Here is an 18,485-nt window from a genome sequence, read left to right as displayed (position 1 = left end):
ACGAGCCAAATTAAAGCACTTCTTGTGATGAAATCATGTCCCTGATTGTACAAAAAACAGTTACGGGACACACCCTAGCAACCTGTTGTGCTGTGACCTCGATCAGTCCCCGCATGTGTCTGGGTATTTTCAGCATATTCCCTCGGCTAGAGTGTCGAATGCAAAGGCCCGTGGTGATAGGGCCAGTGCAATGTACTGGTTTCTATCGGTTTTCACCGGATAGCGCCATTTTAGGAAGTGCTGTAACAGGAATCAATAAATAACTGTACAAATAAACAGTATTAGGCGTTAATCACTCGTAGCCCTTTTGCGCCGTCTGCGGCCATCGCCTTACCGGTGGCGGCAGTTTCAACAAACTCACCCCACCAGCACATCAGTACCTTGCGTTGCTCCAGATAGGTGGAGCGGTTGTAAGCGCGGCGCACTTCATTGGTGTCAACGTGAGCTAGCGCGGCTTCAATCACATCCGGTGGGAAACCTGCTTCGTTGGCGGCGGTACTGAAGATAGCGCGCAAACCGTGGGACACCAGCACGCCTTTGTAACCCATGCGACGCAATGCGGCGTTAGCGGTTTGGCTGTTCATCGGCTGTTTGGGGTCTTTAGCGGAAGGGAACAGATATTCCCGGTGGCCGCTGATTGGCTTCATGGCGTCCAGAATGGCTAACGCTTGTGGGGGCAGGGGAATGACGTGCTCGCGGCGCATCTTCATGCGGCCAGCCGGGATTGTCCAGGTGTTCTCCGTAAGGTCTATCTCGCTCCAGCGGGTTTCTGCGGCTTCAGCCGGGCGAGCAACGGTCAGCAATTGCCATTCAATCAATAACCGGGTTTGTAGCTCAATGCTGGCGACCGATAGCGTTTTCATCAGGCCAGGCAATGCCTCTGGCCGGATGGTCGGCATATGGGTTTTCACCGGTGTCTGAAACGCTTTGCGGATCTTCGCCGCCGGGTTAGCCGGTATCAGGCCGGAGTTAACGGCATAGTCCATCACTTCGTTGATGCGCTGGCTAACCCGTTTAACGGTTTCCAGTTTGCCACTGGCCTGTATCGGCTCCAGTGCGGTGATGAAATGGCGGGCGGTAAGCTGGCTGATAGGCTGGTTTCCGATGAACGGGAACACGTATTTTTCCAATGAGCGCCAGATATCTTTGATGGTGTTCTCGGCCAGAGGTTGAGATTTTTTCACTTCATACCAGTCGGCGGCGACTTTGGCGAACGTGTTCAGGCTGATTGCCTGCTCTTGTTCGCGCTGCTGTTGCTGGTGGAATTGCGGATCGATGTCTTTTTCTAAAAGTGCTTTGGCTGCTTCGCGCATTTGGCGGGCGTCGGCCAAAGAGAGCGCTGGATAACTGCCAAAGGTGAGCGTAGTCCGCTTTTTGGTCTGTGGATGGTAATAGCGAAAGCGCCAGGTTTTTGTACCAGATGGTTTGACGAACAGCAGCAGCCCGCCGCCGTCATGCAATGACAATTCTTTATCCGTCGCTCTGGCGGCTTTGACTTCCGTGTTGGTGAGGGGCTTTGCCTGAATTGCCATGATCGTTTCCTTTGGGACTACGGTTTTATGGGACTATGCCGAGTTAGTCCCAAATGTAGTCCCAAACTTTCCGACTGTAAACGGGGTATCCCGGCAGATAACAGGCAACAAAAAACCCGCAAACTCAGAGAGGATGCGGGTTTCTGTGGGGTTTCCGTTAGTAACCGGTACTGACGGAAGGTGTATTTGGTCGGCACGAGAGGATTTGAACCTCCGACCCCCGACACCCCATGACGGTGCGCTACCAGGCTGCGCTACGTGCCGATGCTATGGGCCGCTATACTACCGTTTCCTGACCCGATTGCAATAGCCGCCCCAAACGACTGCTTTAGATTTAGGCAGTTAGTTGGCAATAAATCGCCGTTCAGTCGTCAGCACCTGCAAAAGCAGCCCCAACTGGGGTTTTTCGTTTGGCAATACCTTGCCATTTGGGTCGTAAGCGCGGTAGTTGCCGTTGCGCCCCAACACAATAACCTGCTGTGGTGTGACAATGGTCAGCGAATTGCCGTCTCCGTTGAGCAACCAGTTGGTGCGTCGTTCGGCGCTGAACAGATCTTCACCCTGAGAGTAATCCTCGGTTGCGGTTTTCACATGCAGCAGGCGCTGCATCAGCGTGGTCATCACGTCTTTCGGGTCAGTCATTTTGCTGATGGTTTGCGCCGGGGTTTCAGGCCAGTGCACTACCAGCGGCACCTGACGATGCTCACGGTTCATCGGCGACGGGTCGTCGTCTTTGAGGCGCTCGGCGCTGCTCTGTTCGGCGGTAATCACCACCACCGTCTTGTCGAGCAGGTTTTTCTCGCGCAGCGTCGTGATGATGCGATCAATCTGCTCGTCGATACTGGCGGTATCCTGACGGTAGCGACGCTGCTGTTCGCCGGCAGCGAGCGGGCGACCGTTGCTGCCCGTGGTCGCGTGGTTGAACTCGATGAACGAGAACCAGGGCGAGCGAGTGCCGGTATTGTTGTCCAGCCATTTGAGCCATTGCGTGGTGATGGCGTCATCGCTTTGCGGTTGCGCCGGCGGTAATGAGAAGTCGGACAACAGGGCTTGACGGTACAACGGGCTGCTGAATCCGCTGGCTGAGAACAGGCCAAACTGGTAACCCTGCTGGCTCAGGGCGTCGATCAGCGCAGACGGTTTACTGCTGCCGAGTATGCCGTCCATGTAGGTGGTGGAGATGCCGTAAAACAGGTTGAACAGGCCGCCGTCTTGCTGGGTTCCGGCGCTGAAATGGTTGCTGAAGCGCACGTTTTCTTCAGCGAAGCGCGCCAGATTGGGCATAGAGTGGGGCGTATCCTGATCCGGTACGCTGTCCAGCACCACCAGCAACAGGTTATAGCCGCTGCCGGCATCACGGAAGCGGATGTCGCTGAGCGGATATTCCACCGAAACTGCATCCGGGTTGCCCTGCAACGCCAGACGACGCTCATATTCCTGTGCGTTGAGCAGACCGTGTTTTTCCAGAAAACGGCGTGCCGTCATCGGGTAGGAGAGCGGTAAATTGGCGCGTTGCATGGTAATCGGGCGGTAGAAGTTGGCGTCAGCCCAGATATACATCAGATGCGACAGGCAAAATGCCACGATGAATACCGCCGCCATCGGCTTGGCGAAGTGGCGTCGGTTCAGGCTGCGCAGCTTTTGCCAGCACCAGGTGCCGAATAACATCTCCACCATGAAAATAACCGGCACGCTGATGAACAGCAACTGCCAGTCACGCACCATCTCGCTCTGGTCCGGGTTGGTTACCAGATCCCATACCGTCATGTTCAGGTGAAGATGGAAACGGCTGAACACGGCGGCATCGACAATCAGCAGTGTTTGGCCGGCGGTGGCGAGCGCGGCAGACAGGAAGCGCAGCAGTCGCTGCGACATCACAATAAATGTCAGCGGGAAAATGATCAGCAGGTAGGCGGAAAAACCGATAAAGCTGAAATGCCCTAGACAGCTCACCAGCGAATAGACTCGCCCGGCCAGCGACGACGGCCAGTCGGCAACAAACAGATAGCGGCTACCCAGCCCCAGAGCGAGCAGAATGTTAAACAGGGCGAACCAGTGCCCCCAGCTTATCATCTGGGAGACTTTTTCACGGTAGCGCGGACGGTTGGTTACCATAAACGGGCCGGTATCAGTGGATGTCGTTGGTTTTGATAGACGCCTGCAATGCGTCGGCAAACGAACCAGCCAGCGCTGCGCGTTGTTTCGGATTAGCGATGCTGGTATTGAGCAGATTGGTGACCATGTTGCCGAGCACCATCAGTGCGAGATCGGTCGGGGTGTGGTGCTTTTCCAGCACATTGACCAGATCAGTCAGCAATTGTTCGATTTGTTCGTCACTATAACGGGATGATTGTGGCATAAAATCATGAATCTCTGGTGATGAAAGGCCAACATATTACCGTATAGGGGCGTGCTTTTCCGCACTTTTATCAACGCCGCTCGTCAGAATCCGGCTGCTTTAAGTTGCATACCGGCACACCAGGTGCTTGAATACGCGCCTTACCAGTAAGGAGAGTTTATCATGAGTCTGGATATCGACCAGATTGCCTTGCACCAGCTCATCAAGCGTGACGAGCAGTCGCTGGAGATGGTGTTGCGCGATTCGCTGCTGACCGTGAACGGCGCGGTCAGCGATATGATGGCGGAGCTGCACCGAGTTTACAGCGCTAAAAGCAAGGCATACGGCCTGTTTAATGAAGAGAGCGAGCTGGCGGCGGCATTGCGTTCCTGCCGTAAAGGCGATGATGACTTTCTGGCCTTTTCCCGCGCGGCGACCGGCCGGTTACGCGATGAGCTGGCCAAATACCCGTTTGCTGAAGGCGGCGTGGTGTTGTTCTGCCAGTACCGTTATCTGGCGGTGGAATACCTGCTGATTGCCGTGCTGAACAGTTGCAACAGCTTGCGGGTCAACGAACAGCTGGATATCAGCAGCACCCATTATCTGGATATCCACCGTGCCGATATCGTGGCGCGCATCGATCTGACCGAATGGGAAACCAGCCCGGAATCCACCCGTTATCTGACCTTTCTCAAAGGGCGTGTTGGCCGTAAAGTATCTGACTTCTTTATGGATTTTCTGGCGGCAGCCGAAGGGTTGGATACCAAAGCGCAGAATAAAGGGTTGCTGAAGGCGGTGGATGAGTATTGCGCCGACGCACAACTGGATAAGAACGAGCGTCAGCAATACCGTCAGCAGGTGTACAGCTACTGTAACGAGCAGTTGCAGGCCGGGGAGGAAATCGCACTGGAGGCGCTGTCAAACGAACTGCCGCCGCTGGGCGATAAAACCTTTCAGGCATTTACCGCCGAGCAGGGGTATGAGCTGGAAGAGAGCTTCCCGGCGGACCGCAGCACGCTGCGCCAGTTGACCAAATTTGCCGGTAGCGGCGGCGGGCTCAGTATTAATTTTGATGCGCTGCTGTTGGGAGAGCGTATTTTCTGGGACCCGGCCACCGATACGCTGACCATCAAAGGCACGCCGCCTAATCTGCGTGACCAATTACAGCGTCGGCTTGGCGGCGGCGAGCGCTGATTTTTCCTTTTTTCCCCTCTCTCCACCGGTTTCTCTGCGTGGAGATTGCTCAGGCAGGGATTGTCGTCCCTGCCTGCAAACCGGTTTGGCAGCGTTTGCCCACTGTTTTATGATGGGTATTCGTCTGTGTGCGTTGTGAGATTCCCGTGCGTTCAACCTTTGACATGTTGCTGGCGGTGTATGACCGTGCGGCATTGATGCTTATCTGCCTGTTTTTTCTGACGCGGACACGCCATTTCCGCCAACTGTTGCAGCAGGATGAACATTCCCGCCTTGACCTGGTGGTGGTCACCGCCATCTTTTCACTGTTTGCGCTGTTTAGCACCTGGTCCGGCATCAATGTGGAAGGGTCGCTGGTGAATGTGCGGGTGGTGGCGGTGATGTCCGGCGGTATTCTGTTCGGGCCGTGGGTGGGGATCACCACAGGTGTGATCGCCGGGGTACACCGTTACCTGATCGATATTCACGGTATTACGTCGGTCCCTTGTCTGATCACCAGCATTGTCGCCGGGTTTATGTCGGCCTGGATTCACCATCGCATCCCGCGTGATCGTCACTGGAGCGTGGGAATCGTCGGCGGCATGTTGTGCGAGTCGCTGACCATGCTGTTGGTGGTGCTGTGGACGCGGCCGTTTTCGCTGGGGCTGGATATTGTCGCCCATATTGCGATTCCGATGATTTTGGGGGCGGTCAGTATCGGATTGATCGTGTTGCTGGTGCGTAGCGTGGAAGGCGAAAAGGAGGCGATTGCCGCCCGACAGGCTAAGCTGGCGCTGGATATCGCCAACAAAACGCTGCCGTTGTTTCGCCATATCAATAGCCAGTCGCTCAGTACGGTATGCGAAATTATCCGCCGTGATATTGATGCCGACGCCGTGGCGATCACCAACACGTCGCAGGTGCTGGCTTACGTTGGGGTAGGGGAGGAGAATTACCATAGCGGCGATCGCGAGCTTAGCCCGACGACGCAACTGGCACTGAGAAGTGGGAAAATCATCATTAAAAACAATGATGAGGCGTATCGTACCCCGGAAATCCATTCGATGATCGTCATCCCTTTGCGGGAAAAAGGCGAAGTAACCGGCACGCTTAAAATCTATTACCAACGGGCGCACCGGATTACCTGGTCGCTGCAAGAGATGGCTGTCGGGCTGTCGCAAATCATTTCCACCCAGCTTGAGGTGTCGCGCGCCGAACAACTGCGTGATATGGCTAATCGCGCGGAATTACGAGCCCTGCAAAGCAAAATCAACCCGCACTTCCTGTTTAACGCACTCAACGCAATCTCTACTTCCATTCGGCTGAACCCGGATACTGCGCGTCAGTTGATTATCAACCTGTCGCGTTACCTGCGGTATAACCTGGAGCGAAATGAAGAGGAACTGATCGATATAAAAAGCGAGCTGTACCAGGTTAAGGATTACATCGCCATTGAGCAGGCGCGTTTCGGCGACAAGCTGACGGTGATTTACGAGATTGATGAAGACGTCAGTTGTCATATCCCTGGCCTGCTGATTCAGCCGCTGATTGAAAACGCGATTGTTCACGGCATTCGATCTTGTAAAGGCAAGGGCGTCGTGACGCTGAGCATTCGGGAGCAGGGCGATCGCATTCGGGTAGCGGTGCGCGACACCGGCATCGGCATCAGCGATGAGATGATTGCTCGTGTGGAGCGCAATGAACTGCCGGGCAATAAGATTGGCCTGCTCAATGTTCATCATCGGATCAAGCTGTTATATGGCGAGGGACTGCACATTAGTCGACTCAACCCTGGGACGGAAATCGAGTTTTTTATTACGCGCGACAGCATGAACCGTTCGGACAATAGGGTGGCGTTTCCTTCATGAACCGAACCGGCGGCAGGAGAACCGTGTGAAAGCTATCATTGTTGAAGATGAATTTCTGGCGCAGCAGGAACTGGGCTGGCTTATCAAACAGCACAGCCAGATTGAGGTGGATGCCGTCTTTGATGATGGCCTGGATGTGTTGAAATACCTGCAGGATAACCGGGTGGATGTCATCTTCCTTGATATCAATATTCCGTCGTTGGATGGGGTGATGCTGGCGAAAAATATCAACCAGTTTGCCCACAAGCCGCTGATTGTTTTCATTACCGCCTATAAAAACCATGCGGTGGAGGCGTTTGAGCTGGAAGCGTTCGACTATATTCTCAAGCCCTATCATGAAACCCGCATTGTCGGCATGTTGCAAAAACTTGAAGCAGCGTGGCGGCAACAGCAATTACCTGCCCATCCCAGCAGCGACAGCAACCGTCCGGCGCCGATGACCATCAATCTGGTCAAAGATAAGCGGATTATCGTCACCAATATTCATGATATCTATTACGCCGAATCCCATGAAAAGCTGACCTTTGTCTATACCCGGCGCGATGAGTTTGTGATGTCGATGAACATTACCGAGTTTTGTAGCCGGTTGCCGGAGGCCTATTTTTTTCGGTGCCACCGGTCGTACTGCGTGAATTTGAGTAAAATCCGCGAGATAGAGCCCTGGTTTAACAATACCTACATCCTCAAATTGAGCGACCTGGATTTCCAGGTGCCGGTCAGCCGCAGCAAGGTGCGGGAGTTTCGCCAGTTGATGCGGTTGTAGCGATAACGAGGCCGGACATCCGACATCGTAAGGCGCCTTCACTGTCATTGATGCCGCTCTGGCGGCATTTCATTCCCTGATTGATGCCGTTCATGCCGTTATTAAATCGGTGGTCGTTCCCCCTCTTTATACTGGTGCCATTCGCAGGCCATTTTGCCCGCATTCTCTTCACACCAGAACAATCGAGGCTACCGTCATGAACGGAACACCAGTAAACCGCGGCGTTATTGTTGCCGGAACCGTCCTGACCCAAATGGGGCTGGGCACCATATACACCTGGAGTCTTTACAACCAACCGCTGGTCGACAAATTTCACTGGCCGCTCAGTTCGGTATCGACCACCTTCTCCCTCACCAGTTTTTTTCTGGCGTTCGCCACGCTGTTTGCCGGGCGGATACAGGAACGTATTGGTATTCGCAAGCTGGCGTTGATTGCCGGTTTGGTGCTGGGGGTGGCGTTGATGGCGACATCAGTGGTGTCGTCGCTGCCGATGCTGTGGCTATTGGTCGGGCTGGTGGTCGGGTTTGCCGACGGCACCGCGTACATCACCACGCTATCCAACCTGATCAAGTGGTTTCCGAATCGCAAAGGCGTGATTGCCGGGGTATCTGTCGGCGCATACGGCACCGGCAGTCTGGTGTTTAAATATGTCAATAGCGCACTGCTGGCGCAGGTCGGCGTATCACAGACATTCTTCTGGTGGGGGATCATGGCGCTGCTGATGATTACCGGCGGCGCGATGCTGCTGAAAGATGCGCCGGTACAACCGATTCAGACGGCAGCTCAGGGTGGCAACGTCAACTTTACCGTCAGTGAAATGCTGCGTCGTAAAGAAGCCTGGTTGCTGTTTGTGGTGTTCTTCACCTCTTGCATGAGCGGGCTGTATCTGATCGGCATTGTGAAGGATATCGGGGTCACCATGGCCGGGCTGGATGCAATGACGGCCGCCAGTGCGGTATCGGCGATCGCGATTTGCAACACGGCGGGGCGTTTGATTCTTGGCTATTTGTCCGACAAAGTGGGGCGTTTGCGGGTACTGAATTTTACGCTGTTGGTGACGGCGCTGGCCGTAACGGTGATGGCCTTCCTGCCGCTCAACGCCATGAGGTTTTTCTTGTGTACGGGCGCGGTGGCCTTCTGTTTCGGCGGTAATATTACGGTCTACCCGGCGATCGTGGCTGATTTCTTTGGCCTCAAGCATCACAGTAAAAACTACGGGCTGATTTATCAGGGGTTTGGCTTAGGCCCGCTAGCCGGTTCCTTTATCGCCGCTGCGCTGGGAGGGTTCCACAGTACCTTTATCGCCATTGCGCTGCTGTCGGTGGTTTCGCTGGTGATTACCCTGTTTATCCAGCCGCCGAAAGCACCGCGTGAGCATGATGTCCCGCTGGTTGCTCAAGGTAGCCACGCCTGACTCTCCCGGCCTTTACTGTATCGCCGAACGCCACCGCCATCATGCCGGTGGCGTTTTTTTGGGGGGGAGAAAAAGTAAGGAAGACCGCGTATTGGCGAGATAACGGGAAGCTGTCGATAAGGTGAAAACAAAAACGCCGCACAAGTGTGCGGCGTTTTTGCTGGCTCGTCGAAACGTTGTGGTGTAATTACACGCGAACGAAGTCGATGTGAGTCAGTTTCGGCTTGAACACGTGACGCTGAACAGCCTGGATTTTTACTTTGGTTTCTTTGCCATCGACAACCAGGACGATTTCACCGTACAGGCCTTCGCTGTTACGATCTTCCAGGTTTTTAACGATATCGTGGTCCAGTTCGATGGAAACCGGTGCTTCGCTGCCACCGTAAACGATAGCGGGGAATTTACCGGTAGTGCGCAGGCGGCGGCTCGCACCCTTACCCTGCTCTTTACGTACTTCTGCGTTGATAGTAATCATTGCTTTCTCTACTTAATAAAATGACCCTGTTACAGGCGACCCAGCAACAGGCAGGATAATCCGCTTTGTTCAAATAACCATGTTGATATTCGAAATAAAAGCGGGCGAGATTCTAGCGGAATATGGCCGTGCGGGCAAATAAAACCGCCTAAGGCTAGCCGCGCAGTTCGTTTGCCCGGCGATATCGGCCTTGATAATCGAAGATTTTTTCCCGCACCTGCCAGAACTTACCCTGTAAGCGGGCCACGACGAAGTCCGGCGCGCGCAGCAGCGCCTGCTGCGTCACCACATCGTCAGCATTCTGCCAGTGAAAAGGAACGCCGGGCGCGCGCTGATGCACCCGCAGAAAAACATGGCTAAACGCGTTACGCTGGGCGGCCGTGTGCAGCCGAAAGCGTTCGCTGACGTCGGCGCCGTCTTCGTCGTAATAGGTGATGCGCAGCCATTCGCCTTTGGCGTCGGCGCCGGGTTGCAGTTGCATCCCGCTACAGCGCAGTACCAGCGCATCTTTGAGCTTTAATGCGGCTTTCAGCATATCATCCGGGTCGACCAACAATGCATCGCAGGTTTGGCAGCGTCGTGCGGCAATGTCGTTTTCCGCGCCGCAGTGCGGGCAGCTTTTGAAGCGGAAGCGGTAGTCGCATTGTTGTCGCCGCCCTTGTTCATCGTCCTGCCAGCCCTGACAGCGGCGGCCGTAATGCTCGATCACGCTGCCGTCATCGGTGCATTTCCCCCAGAACAGGTTGGCGAAGCCGCATTGCGGGCAGAATACCTGAACGGGTTGGCTGTCGCTGTGCGGTTTACTGTTGCCGACTTCCGGCGTGTAGAGATCGAAAGGGTTGCCGGCATAGTCGAGTATCAGGCAGTCGGTTTTACCGGGAAACAAACGCAAGCCACGCCCGATGATTTGCTGATAGAGGCTGACGGATTCGGTTGGCCGTAAAATGGCGATGGCGTCGACATGTGGCGCATCAAAGCCTGTCGTCAACACCGACACGTTAACCAGATAACGCAATTGCTGCTGTTTGAAGGCGCTGATGAGCGCGTCTCGCTGTGGGGTAGGCGTTTCCCCGCTGATAAGCGCCGCTGCGCCGACCGGTAACAATCCTTCGATTTCCCGCGCATGTTCCACCGTGGCGGCGAAAATCATCACGCCGCGTCGGTTTGTCGTGTATTCGATAATCTGGCGAATGATGTGCGGGGTGACGCGTTGCTGACGCTTCAGCTCCCGGTTCAGATCCGCATCGCTGAACGATCCATTATTGAACAGCCCGTTGCTGCGCGCCGCCAGTTGGCTGAAGTCGTACTGCACCACCGGCATGTCCAGCCGTTCCGGCGGCACCAGGAAACCGTGGCGGATCATGTAGCGCAGAGGCAATTCGTAGATGCAGTCGCGGAACAGGCAGCTCTCGTCGCCGCGGATCATGCCATGATAATGGTATTGATAGATCCAACCCCGGCCAAGGCGATAGGGGGTGGCGGTCAATCCCAGCAGCCGCAACTGGGGATTGGCCTGCTGTAAATGCCGGATGATTTGCTGGTACTGGCTGTTTTCATCGTCGCTGATTCGATGACACTCATCGACGATCAACAGTGAGAACGCCTCATCGAATTTTCCGGGGTGACGCGCCACTGACTGCACACTGCCAAATACCACTTTGCCTTCGCTGTCGTGCTGATTGAGCCCGGCGGCGAAAATATCCGCCGGTAAACCCAGCGCGCAATATTTGGCGTGATTCTGCTCAACCAGTTCTTTGACGTGCGCCAGTACCAATACCCGCCCGCGCGCCAGCCGCGCCAGTTCGGCAATTACCAGGCTTTTGCCGGCGCCGGTAGGTAAAACGATCACCGCCGGGGCGGTGTGCTGGCGAAAATAGGCAAGGGTGGCGTCAACCGCTTCTTGCTGGTACGGGCGCAGTGTAAATGACATCAGTGGCGGCAGATTTTGCTTTCGTGGGTAGTAAAGCCGCTATCTTGCGCAATGAATTTGCCTTTGTCAGCCAGAAATTGCACCAGCCCGGCAGCCGTCATGTCGGCGGCGGAACAGGTGTGAAAGCGGGCATCGCGGCCAAAACGTGCTTCAATGGCGGCGATCAGCTCGTCAGTGGTAAAGGATCTGTTGGCGGCCACCATCATATGTAATACTTCATGGCCGTGAATCGATGACATAATAGGTCTCCTGATAATTATCGGGCGATCGGTCATCGCCAGTACGGCGAGACGTCGCGGTTATACTTGCTATCGCGTACCGGCCGATAAGGCAGGGCGGCAGAATAGTAAAATTGCTTTTATTATGCTTGTTTTAACGGTGCAGAAAGACGGTTTACATCAACATACGCTGTGAAAGGCATACGATGTAACGGCGGTGCTTATGTCAGGCGACGCCATCGCCACCTCTGACCGGTAATTCATGACGACCATAGGCAGTCATTCATTAATGCGATTGGATAAATTTCTTTCCCAGCAGTTGGGGATCAGCCGTTCGCTGGTCGCGCGCGAGTTGCGTGCGCAGCGTGTGACGGTTGACGGCGAAGTCATAAAAAACGGCGCATTCAAACTGCTGCCGGAGCATGAGGTCGCGTTTGACGACAATGTGCTCGTACAGCAGAACGGGCCGCGCTATTTCATGCTCAACAAGCCGCTGGGGTATGTGTGCTCAACCGATGACCCTGATCATCCAACGATTTTGTACTTTATCGATGAACCGGTCGCGCACAAACTGCACGCCGCCGGGCGGTTGGATATCGATACCAGCGGTTTAGTATTGTTGACCGACGATGGTCAGTGGTCGCACCGCATTACCTCGCCGAAACACCACTGCGAAAAAACCTATCTGGTGACGCTGGATCAGCCTTTGGCGCCGGATACCGCAGAGAAGTTTCAGGCCGGCGTACAGCTTCACGGCGAGCAGAGCCTGACGCGCCCGGCCACGCTGGAGGTTATCTCTGAGCATCAGGTGCGTCTGACCATCAGCGAAGGGCGTTATCACCAGGTGAAACGCATGTTTGCCGCGGTGGGCAATCATGTGGTGGCGTTGCACCGTGAGCGTATTGGCGCCATTACCTTGGATGATGCGCTGGAAGCGGGCGAATATCGGCCGCTGACACCGGAAGAAATCGCTGGCATCGGGCAATAACTGCACGCAGTCAGTTGTTGATGTTATCCGGCGTAACGTCTTGATCCCCGCCGTTCCGTGGCGGGGTGCTTCCTTTTATCTGGAGAACCGCTTTTCGTGCCATCACCCTCATCTTCGCGCGTCGGTCTGATTTTTATCCTGGGATTAATATCGATGCTGATGCCTATCGCCATCGATATGTATTTGCCGGCGTTGCCGGTGATTGCCAAAGAGTTTTCGGTCGATCCGGGCCGGGTGCAGATGACGCTCAGTTCATATGTGCTCGGTTTCGCTATTGGTCAGATCTTTTACGGCCCGATGTCGGACAGCATCGGGCGTAAGCCGGTGATTCTGGGCGGGGTTCTGGTCTTTACGCTGGCGGCCGCAGCCTGTGCCTTGTCGCAAACGGTCGACCAACTGATTCATATGCGCTTTCTGCATGGCCTGTCGGCGGCTTCAGCCAGTGTGGTTATCAATGCGCTGATGCGGGATAGATTCTCGAAAGATGAATTCTCGCGCATGATGTCGTTCGTGATTCTGGTCATGACGGTGGCACCGCTGCTGGCGCCGATCATCGGCGGCGCGTTGTTGTTCTGGCTTAGCTGGCACGCCATCTTTTGGACGATAGCCGCGGCATCGCTGGTGGCGACGGTGCTGGTGTGGCTGTTTGTGCATGAAACCTTGCCGGCCGAGCAGCGACAGCCTTTCCGTTTGCGTACTACGGTGAGGAATTTTTTCCAGTTAGTGCGTCATCGCCGTGTTTTCAGTTATATGTTTGCCAGCGGACTGTCGTTTTCGGGGATGTTTGCTTTTTTGAGCGCCGGGCCGTTTGTCTACATCGACCTGAATGGCGTATCACCCCAACACTTTGGTTACTATTTTGCGCTGAATATCGTGTTCCTGTTTTTGATGACCTTGCTCAATAGCCGCATTGTGTCGCGTATGGGGGCGATGTTCATGTTCCGGTTGGGGCTGCTTATCCAATTTATGATGGGGATATGGCTGGTGGCGGTTTGTAGCTTTCATCTGGGTTTTATCCCGCTGGTGTTTGGCGTGGCGGTATTCGTCGGGTGCGTCGCGACGGTGGCGTCTAATGCCATGGCGGTGATTCTTGATGATTTCCCGCATATGGCCGGGACGGCCTCCTCACTGGCGGGTACGATGCGTTTCGGGTTGGGGTCGCTGGTAGGGACGTTGTTGTCGCTGGCTACTTTCCAAAGTCCTTGGCCGATGGTGGGCGCTATGGCGTTCTGTTCAACCGGCGCATTCGGCTTATTTCTGTACGCAGGCCGCCGCTAAGCGTCATCTCCTGATGTGTCCTTTCCTGATGTTGCTGCCGGCGTGTTGTCGGCAGTGTTCCCGCCTGCGTTCTTAAAATGTGAAAAATTTGAACCAAAAGTGAACAATCAGAAGAAATGGGTTGAGATATTGGGAATAAAAGGTTACATATAGCGCAAAATCGATCAAGAACGTGATCTTGCTAACGTTTTGAACGGTTGTCACGCTGAGCGCCATGCTTCTGGGGCGGCCTCATCATGAAAACATGTTACTTTTTTGTGTCGCCATCGTGGTAAAAAAGATGCGAAGCAAAGAAAACTTGTGAATTTATGTTATAATTTTGTGAATTTATGGCAGCTTAGCTGAGGAAGACCGCTGTGAATACTCTCCAACTTTCGGTAGTTCATCGCTTGCCGCAAAGTTATCGATGGTTATCGGGTTTTACTGGCATAAAAGTTGAACCGATTCCGCTTAGCAGCATGGATGATGACAGTTGTCTGATTGGTTTTAAACTACTCAGCCACGACGGCGAAGAAGCCCGTCAGATTATGCGCCATCTCAACCAGTCTCTGGATGAGATTCAACTGCAGTGCGCCGTTGTGGAGTGGGAGGGCGAGTCATGTCTGTTTTTGCATCGTCATGACGAAAGCGCCGCGATGTGCCGCCTGAAAGACGTGGGCGTGGCAATCGCCGAGTCCGTATGCGCGCAGTATCCTTTCTAAGCTCGCCGCATCGAAAAAAGCTGCAGTCGCCGTTCTCCCGCCCGGCCTGATGCCTGGCAGATTGTGCAAGTATCAGGCCGGGAGCGCATCAGGCGGATAACCGTAGCAATTGCCGGGTGTAGTCCTGCTGCGGGTGTTCAAAGATCTGCCGACAATCGCCTTGCTCTACGACTTCGCCGTGCCGCAGCACAATCACCTGATGGCACAGCGAGCGTACCACGTGCAGATCGTGACTGATGAACAGATAGGCCAGTTGATGGGTCTGTTGCAGGGTTTTGAGTAACGCCAGAATCTGCGCCTGGACGGTGCGATCAAGCGATGAGGTGGGTTCATCGAGAATCAGCAGTTCCGGCTGTAGGATCAGTGCCCGGGCGATAGCGATACGTTGCCGCTGGCCGCCGGAAAATTCCGACGGATAGCGATGACGGCTGTCCGGGTCCAGCCCGACTTCCTGCATCGCCTGAATCACCCGTTGCGTCTGTTCCGTCGAGCTTAACGGGTAATGTACCCGTAGCCCTTCGGCAATAATCTGTTCCACATTTAAACGGGGATTCAGCGAACCGTTGGGGTCCTGAAACACCACCTGAATACGACGACGAAACGGCAGCATCTGCTTGCGGTTAAAGCGGTGTAGCGGTTGGCCATCGAACCAGATCTCGCCGCTACTGCGTAGCAAACGCAGCAATGCCAGCCCGGTGGTACTTTTGCCGGAACCGGATTCGCCCACCAGCCCGATGCTTTCGCCGCGGCGCAGATTAAAGCTGAGCGCCTGTAGCACCGATTTTTCCCCTACGGTGCGACGCAGCAGGCCACGTTTGATGGGGAAGCTGACGCCCAGTTCCCGGACATCCAGCAGCGTTGACGCCTCTTGCTCCAGCGGCAGAGCTTCTCCGGTCGGCTCGGCATCCAGTAACTGCCGGGTGTAAGCGTGCTGCGGCGTGCTGAACAACGCGTGGGTACGGTTCTGCTCGACGCAGCGTCCGGCCTGCATCACCACGACCCGGTCTGCAAATCGGCGCACAATGTTCAGGTTATGCGTAATGAACAGCAAACTCATATTCAGTTCCTGCTTCAGTTCATTGAGCAGATCCAGAATTTGCGCCTGTACGGTGACGTCCAGCGCGGTAGTCGGTTCATCGGCGATTAACAGAGCGGGTTGCGTCAGCAATGCCATGGCGATCATCACCCGCTGGCGTTCGCCGCCGGAAAGTTGATGGGGAAAATCCGCCAGCCGTCGTGCCGCCTGACGAATCCCGACGCGTTCAAGACAACCGATGATCTCACTCCGGGCGGCTTCATGGCGCATTCCCCGATGCAACACCAGTACTTCCGCCAACTGTTTTTCGATGGTATGCAGCGGGTTGAGTGATACCATCGGCTCCTGAAAAATCATCGCTATTCGATCGCCGCGCAACTGGCGCAACCGCTGTTCATCGGCGTTTAGCAACGATTCGCCGGCAAATAAAATGTCTCCCTGCGGGTAGACGACCGGCGGCGAAGGCAGTAAACGCAACACCGATAGCGCGGTAACGCTTTTGCCGGAGCCGGATTCACCGACCAGCGCCAGCGTTTCACCGGTTTCAACGCTGAATGAGACCTGGTCGACCACTTGCCGCTGCTGGCCGCCGTTGCGAAAGGCAATGCTCAGGTCGCGAATTTCAAGTAAAGGTTGTGCGGACATATCAATGCGCCTTGCCTGGGTCAAAGGCGTCGCGAACCGCTTCGCCGATAAAAATAAGCAGTGACAACACCACCGCCAGCACCATGAAGACCGTAATGCCGAGCCACGGCGCCTGTAGATTGTTTTTCCCTTCCAGCAACAGCCCGCCGAGCGAAGCGGAACCCATCGGCAGACCAAAACCCAGAAAATCGAGCGAGGTCAGGGTGGTGATGGAACCACACAAAATAAACGGCAGGTAGGTGAGGGTGGCGACCATGGCGTTGGGCAGCATACAGCGAAACATGATGGACCGATCGCTCACCCCCATCGCCTGTGCGGCGCGGATATAGTCGAAATTGCGGGTACGCAGGAATTCCGCTCGCACCACCCCTACCAGCGCCATCCAGCCAAACAGTACCGTAATTCCCAGTAGCCACCAGAAATTCGGCTGAATGACGCTGGAGAGCAGGATGATCAGAAACAGCGTCGGCATCCCTGACCAGACTTCGATAACGCGTTGTCCCCACAGATCGACACGACCGCCGTAATACCCCTGAGACGCGCCCACTACGATGCCAATCAGGCTGGATAGCAGTGTCAGCGCTAGCCCGAACAGAATGGAAATACGAAAGCCATACAGTATCTGCGCCAGCACGTCGCGTCCCTGACTGTCGGTGCCGAGCAGGTTTTGGCTCGACGGCGGCGAAGGAAACGCTATCTGGGTGGCATAATTAATGGTGTCGTAGCGGTAGTGAATCAACGGCCACAACGACCAGCCGCCTTGCTCCAGCCGCTGTGCCAGCCAGGGATCGCGATAATCAGCCGGCGTGGCCAGAGGGCCGCCGAAGGTGGTTTCGCTGTAATCCACCATGAACGGGGCATACCATTGCCCGTTGTAGCGCACCAACAAGGGTTTATCGTTGGCGATCAGCTCGGAACATAGCGTAACGGTAAACAACGCCAGAAAAATCCACAGCGACCAGTAGCCGCGACGATTAGCGCGAAAGCGTGCCCAGCGCGCCTGATTAATGGGGCTTAGACGGCTCATTGGCGCTCCTCGAAGTCGATACGCGGGTCAACCAGCGTATAGGTCATGTCGCTGAGAATGTTCAGCAGCAGGCCGATGAGGGTAAAAATGTATAGCGTGCCGAACATCACCGGGTAATCGCGTTGCAACGTGGCGTCGTACCCCAGTAGCCCGAGGCCGTTGAGGGAGAACATCACTTCGATCAATAGCGAGCCGGTAAAAAACATACTGATGAAGGTGGCGGGGAAACCGGCGATCACCAGTAACATGGCGTTGCGAAACACGTGGCGATAGAGAATTTTTTTCTCATCCAGCCCCTTGGCGCGGGCGGTGATCACGTATTGTTTGCGGATTTCATCCAGAAATGAGTTCTTGGTGAGCATGGTCAGCGTGGCGAAGCCGCCAATCACCGTCGCCAGCACCGGCAGTGCGATATGCCACAGATAATCGATGATCTTGTCGAACCAGGACAGGCTATCAAAATGCGGCGATACCAGCCCGCGCAGCGGGAACCAGTCCAGATAGCTGCCGCCGGCGAACACGACGATCAGCAGAATCGCAAACAGAAACGCGGGAATAGCGTATCCGACAATGATCAGCGTGCTGCTCCAGACGTCAAAGGCGGAGCCGTTGCGTACCGCTTTTTTAATGCCGAGTGGAATGGAAACCAGATAGATAATCAACGTACTCCACAGCCCAAGGGATATAGAAACCGGCATACTCTCTTTGATCAGTGCGATGACCGATGATCCGCGAAACAGGCTGTTGCCGAAGTCAAACCGTACGTAGTCCCAAAGCAGTTTGACGTAACGCTCGTGCAGCGGTTTATCAAAACCATAGCGTTTGGTGATTTCGGCGATCACCTCCGGGTCCAGCCCACGCGCGCCGCGGTAGGTATTTTCCACCGACGGCTTTCCGCCGCCCGGCCCGCGCGCCAGCCCGCCGCCGTCGTTTCCGCCGGCGCCGAAACTGCTGCCCTGGCCCATTTCAATGGAGGCGATGGCCTGGTCGACCGGGCCGCCCGGCGCTATTTGCACAATAAAAAAGTTAATGGTGATGATGGCCCACAGCGTGGGGATCACCAGCAATAATCGACGTAACAGGTAAGTTCCCACATCGG

The 18,485-nt window shown here is 55.2% G+C and carries 16 protein-coding genes and 1 tRNA gene; 7 read left to right on the top strand and 10 right to left on the bottom strand.

The window, feature by feature from the left end; genetic code table 11:
* Positions 1-281 precede the first annotated feature (281 nt).
* From FDP13_RS01835 to FDP13_RS01820, 4 genes are all read right to left on the bottom strand, one after another.
* A complete protein-coding gene (locus tag FDP13_RS01835; protein WP_143838372.1) occupies positions 282-1,532 on the bottom strand; it encodes an integrase domain-containing protein in 1,251 nt (416 codons plus the stop codon).
* Positions 1,533-1,719: 187 nt separating this feature from the next.
* Positions 1,720-1,796 (bottom strand) — tRNA-Pro (locus tag FDP13_RS01830).
* Positions 1,797-1,874: 78 nt separating this feature from the next.
* A complete protein-coding gene (gene yejM / locus FDP13_RS01825; RefSeq protein ID WP_143838371.1) occupies positions 1,875-3,647 on the bottom strand; it encodes an LPS biosynthesis-modulating metalloenzyme YejM in 1,773 nt (590 codons plus the stop codon).
* A 13-nt stretch (positions 3,648-3,660) separates the two neighbouring features.
* Positions 3,661-3,891, bottom strand: a complete 231-nt coding sequence (locus FDP13_RS01820; protein WP_012770149.1) for a YejL family protein — start codon at positions 3,889-3,891, stop codon at positions 3,661-3,663.
* Between the two features lie 162 nt (positions 3,892-4,053).
* Between FDP13_RS01820 and yejK the strand changes: the two genes are divergently transcribed.
* The 4 genes from yejK to FDP13_RS01800 all read left to right on the top strand — a co-directional run bounded on the left by yejK (position 4,054) and on the right by FDP13_RS01800 (position 9,088).
* Positions 4,054-5,064 (top strand): nucleoid-associated protein YejK, encoded by a 1,011-nt coding sequence (gene yejK, locus FDP13_RS01815; protein ID WP_012770148.1) that lies wholly within the window; start codon positions 4,054-4,056, stop codon positions 5,062-5,064.
* Between the two features lie 146 nt (positions 5,065-5,210).
* The gene (locus FDP13_RS01810) at positions 5,211-6,911 is read left to right on the top strand and encodes a sensor histidine kinase (RefSeq protein WP_143838369.1); all 1,701 of its coding nucleotides are present in this window, start codon (positions 5,211-5,213) and stop codon (positions 6,909-6,911) included.
* Positions 6,912-6,936: 25 nt separating this feature from the next.
* Positions 6,937-7,674 (top strand): LytTR family DNA-binding domain-containing protein, encoded by a 738-nt coding sequence (locus tag FDP13_RS01805; RefSeq protein WP_012770146.1) that lies wholly within the window; start codon positions 6,937-6,939, stop codon positions 7,672-7,674.
* A 196-nt stretch (positions 7,675-7,870) separates the two neighbouring features.
* On the top strand, positions 7,871-9,088 hold the full coding sequence (locus tag FDP13_RS01800) for an OFA family MFS transporter (protein WP_143838368.1): 1,218 nt from the start codon (positions 7,871-7,873) through the stop codon (positions 9,086-9,088).
* A 187-nt stretch (positions 9,089-9,275) separates the two neighbouring features.
* On the opposite strand, the gene rplY is transcribed toward FDP13_RS01800, so the two are convergent.
* From rplY to FDP13_RS01785, 3 genes are all read right to left on the bottom strand, one after another.
* Positions 9,276-9,563 (bottom strand): 50S ribosomal protein L25, encoded by a 288-nt coding sequence (rplY, locus tag FDP13_RS01795; RefSeq protein WP_027712302.1) that lies wholly within the window; start codon positions 9,561-9,563, stop codon positions 9,276-9,278.
* A gap of 154 nt (positions 9,564-9,717) precedes the next feature.
* Positions 9,718-11,493, bottom strand: a complete 1,776-nt coding sequence (locus FDP13_RS01790) for a DEAD/DEAH box helicase (RefSeq protein ID WP_143838366.1) — start codon at positions 11,491-11,493, stop codon at positions 9,718-9,720.
* Positions 11,493-11,732, bottom strand: a complete 240-nt coding sequence (locus tag FDP13_RS01785) for a YecH family metal-binding protein (RefSeq protein WP_012770142.1) — start codon at positions 11,730-11,732, stop codon at positions 11,493-11,495. The genes FDP13_RS01790 and FDP13_RS01785 overlap by 1 nt, the downstream gene beginning before the upstream one ends.
* Before the next feature lie 268 nt (positions 11,733-12,000).
* Between FDP13_RS01785 and rsuA the strand changes: the two genes are divergently transcribed.
* The 3 genes from rsuA to FDP13_RS01770 all read left to right on the top strand — a co-directional run bounded on the left by rsuA (position 12,001) and on the right by FDP13_RS01770 (position 14,678).
* Positions 12,001-12,699 carry a 16S rRNA pseudouridine(516) synthase RsuA gene (gene rsuA, locus FDP13_RS01780; protein ID WP_199886291.1) on the top strand — a complete coding sequence of 233 codons (699 nt, stop codon included), beginning with the start codon at positions 12,001-12,003 and terminating at the stop codon, positions 12,697-12,699.
* A 153-nt stretch (positions 12,700-12,852) separates the two neighbouring features.
* A complete protein-coding gene (locus tag FDP13_RS01775) occupies positions 12,853-13,977 on the top strand; it encodes a Bcr/CflA family multidrug efflux MFS transporter (RefSeq protein WP_050516138.1) in 1,125 nt (374 codons plus the stop codon).
* Positions 13,978-14,333: 356 nt separating this feature from the next.
* Complete coding sequence (locus FDP13_RS01770; protein WP_012770139.1) at positions 14,334-14,678, top strand: YejG family protein; 345 nt, start codon at positions 14,334-14,336, stop codon at positions 14,676-14,678.
* Between the two features lie 88 nt (positions 14,679-14,766).
* Here the strand turns inward: FDP13_RS01770 and yejF are convergent, their stop codons facing one another.
* The 3 genes from yejF to FDP13_RS01755 are packed head-to-tail and all read right to left on the bottom strand — an operon-like array spanning position 14,767 to position 18,480.
* Positions 14,767-16,359 (bottom strand): microcin C ABC transporter ATP-binding protein YejF, encoded by a 1,593-nt coding sequence (gene yejF / locus FDP13_RS01765; protein WP_143838362.1) that lies wholly within the window; start codon positions 16,357-16,359, stop codon positions 14,767-14,769.
* 1 nt (position 16,360) lies between these two features.
* Positions 16,361-17,386: an ABC transporter permease gene (locus FDP13_RS01760; protein WP_143838359.1), complete on the bottom strand. Its 1,026-nt coding sequence runs from the start codon at positions 17,384-17,386 to the stop codon at positions 16,361-16,363.
* Complete coding sequence (locus tag FDP13_RS01755) at positions 17,383-18,480, bottom strand: microcin C ABC transporter permease YejB (RefSeq protein WP_143838357.1); 1,098 nt, start codon at positions 18,478-18,480, stop codon at positions 17,383-17,385. Before FDP13_RS01755 ends, FDP13_RS01760 begins: the two co-directional genes overlap by 4 nt.
* Positions 18,481-18,485: the final 5 nt, after the last annotated feature.

The organism is Dickeya sp. ws52 (genome assembly GCF_007210685.1).
Classification (GTDB): Bacteria; Pseudomonadota; Gammaproteobacteria; order Enterobacterales; family Enterobacteriaceae; genus Dickeya; species Dickeya chrysanthemi.
Note: the sequence above shows the minus strand (reverse complement) of the source record. Positions and strands in the feature narration are given on the sequence as shown.

Excerpts from the sequence above, each read along its gene's own strand:
- FDP13_RS01835 (WP_143838372.1), bottom strand. The coding sequence starts at position 1,532 with ATGGCAATTCAGGCAAAGCCCCTCACCAACACGGAAGTCAAAGCCGCC.
- yejM (WP_143838371.1), bottom strand. The coding sequence starts at position 3,647 with ATGGTAACCAACCGTCCGCGCTACCGTGAAAAAGTCTCCCAGATGATA.
- FDP13_RS01820 (WP_012770149.1), bottom strand. The coding sequence starts at position 3,891 with ATGCCACAATCATCCCGTTATAGTGACGAACAAATCGAACAATTGCTG.
- yejK (WP_012770148.1), top strand. The coding sequence starts at position 4,054 with ATGAGTCTGGATATCGACCAGATTGCCTTGCACCAGCTCATCAAGCGT.
- FDP13_RS01800 (WP_143838368.1), top strand. The coding sequence starts at position 7,871 with ATGAACGGAACACCAGTAAACCGCGGCGTTATTGTTGCCGGAACCGTC.
- rplY (WP_027712302.1), bottom strand. The coding sequence starts at position 9,563 with ATGATTACTATCAACGCAGAAGTACGTAAAGAGCAGGGTAAGGGTGCG.
- FDP13_RS01790 (WP_143838366.1), bottom strand. The coding sequence starts at position 11,493 with ATGTCATTTACACTGCGCCCGTACCAGCAAGAAGCGGTTGACGCCACC.
- FDP13_RS01785 (WP_012770142.1), bottom strand. The coding sequence starts at position 11,732 with ATGTCATCGATTCACGGCCATGAAGTATTACATATGATGGTGGCCGCC.
- rsuA (WP_199886291.1), top strand. The coding sequence starts at position 12,001 with ATGCGATTGGATAAATTTCTTTCCCAGCAGTTGGGGATCAGCCGTTCG.
- FDP13_RS01775 (WP_050516138.1), top strand. The coding sequence starts at position 12,853 with ATGCTGATGCCTATCGCCATCGATATGTATTTGCCGGCGTTGCCGGTG.
- yejF (WP_143838362.1), bottom strand. The coding sequence starts at position 16,359 with ATGTCCGCACAACCTTTACTTGAAATTCGCGACCTGAGCATTGCCTTT.
- FDP13_RS01760 (WP_143838359.1), bottom strand. The coding sequence starts at position 17,386 with ATGAGCCGTCTAAGCCCCATTAATCAGGCGCGCTGGGCACGCTTTCGC.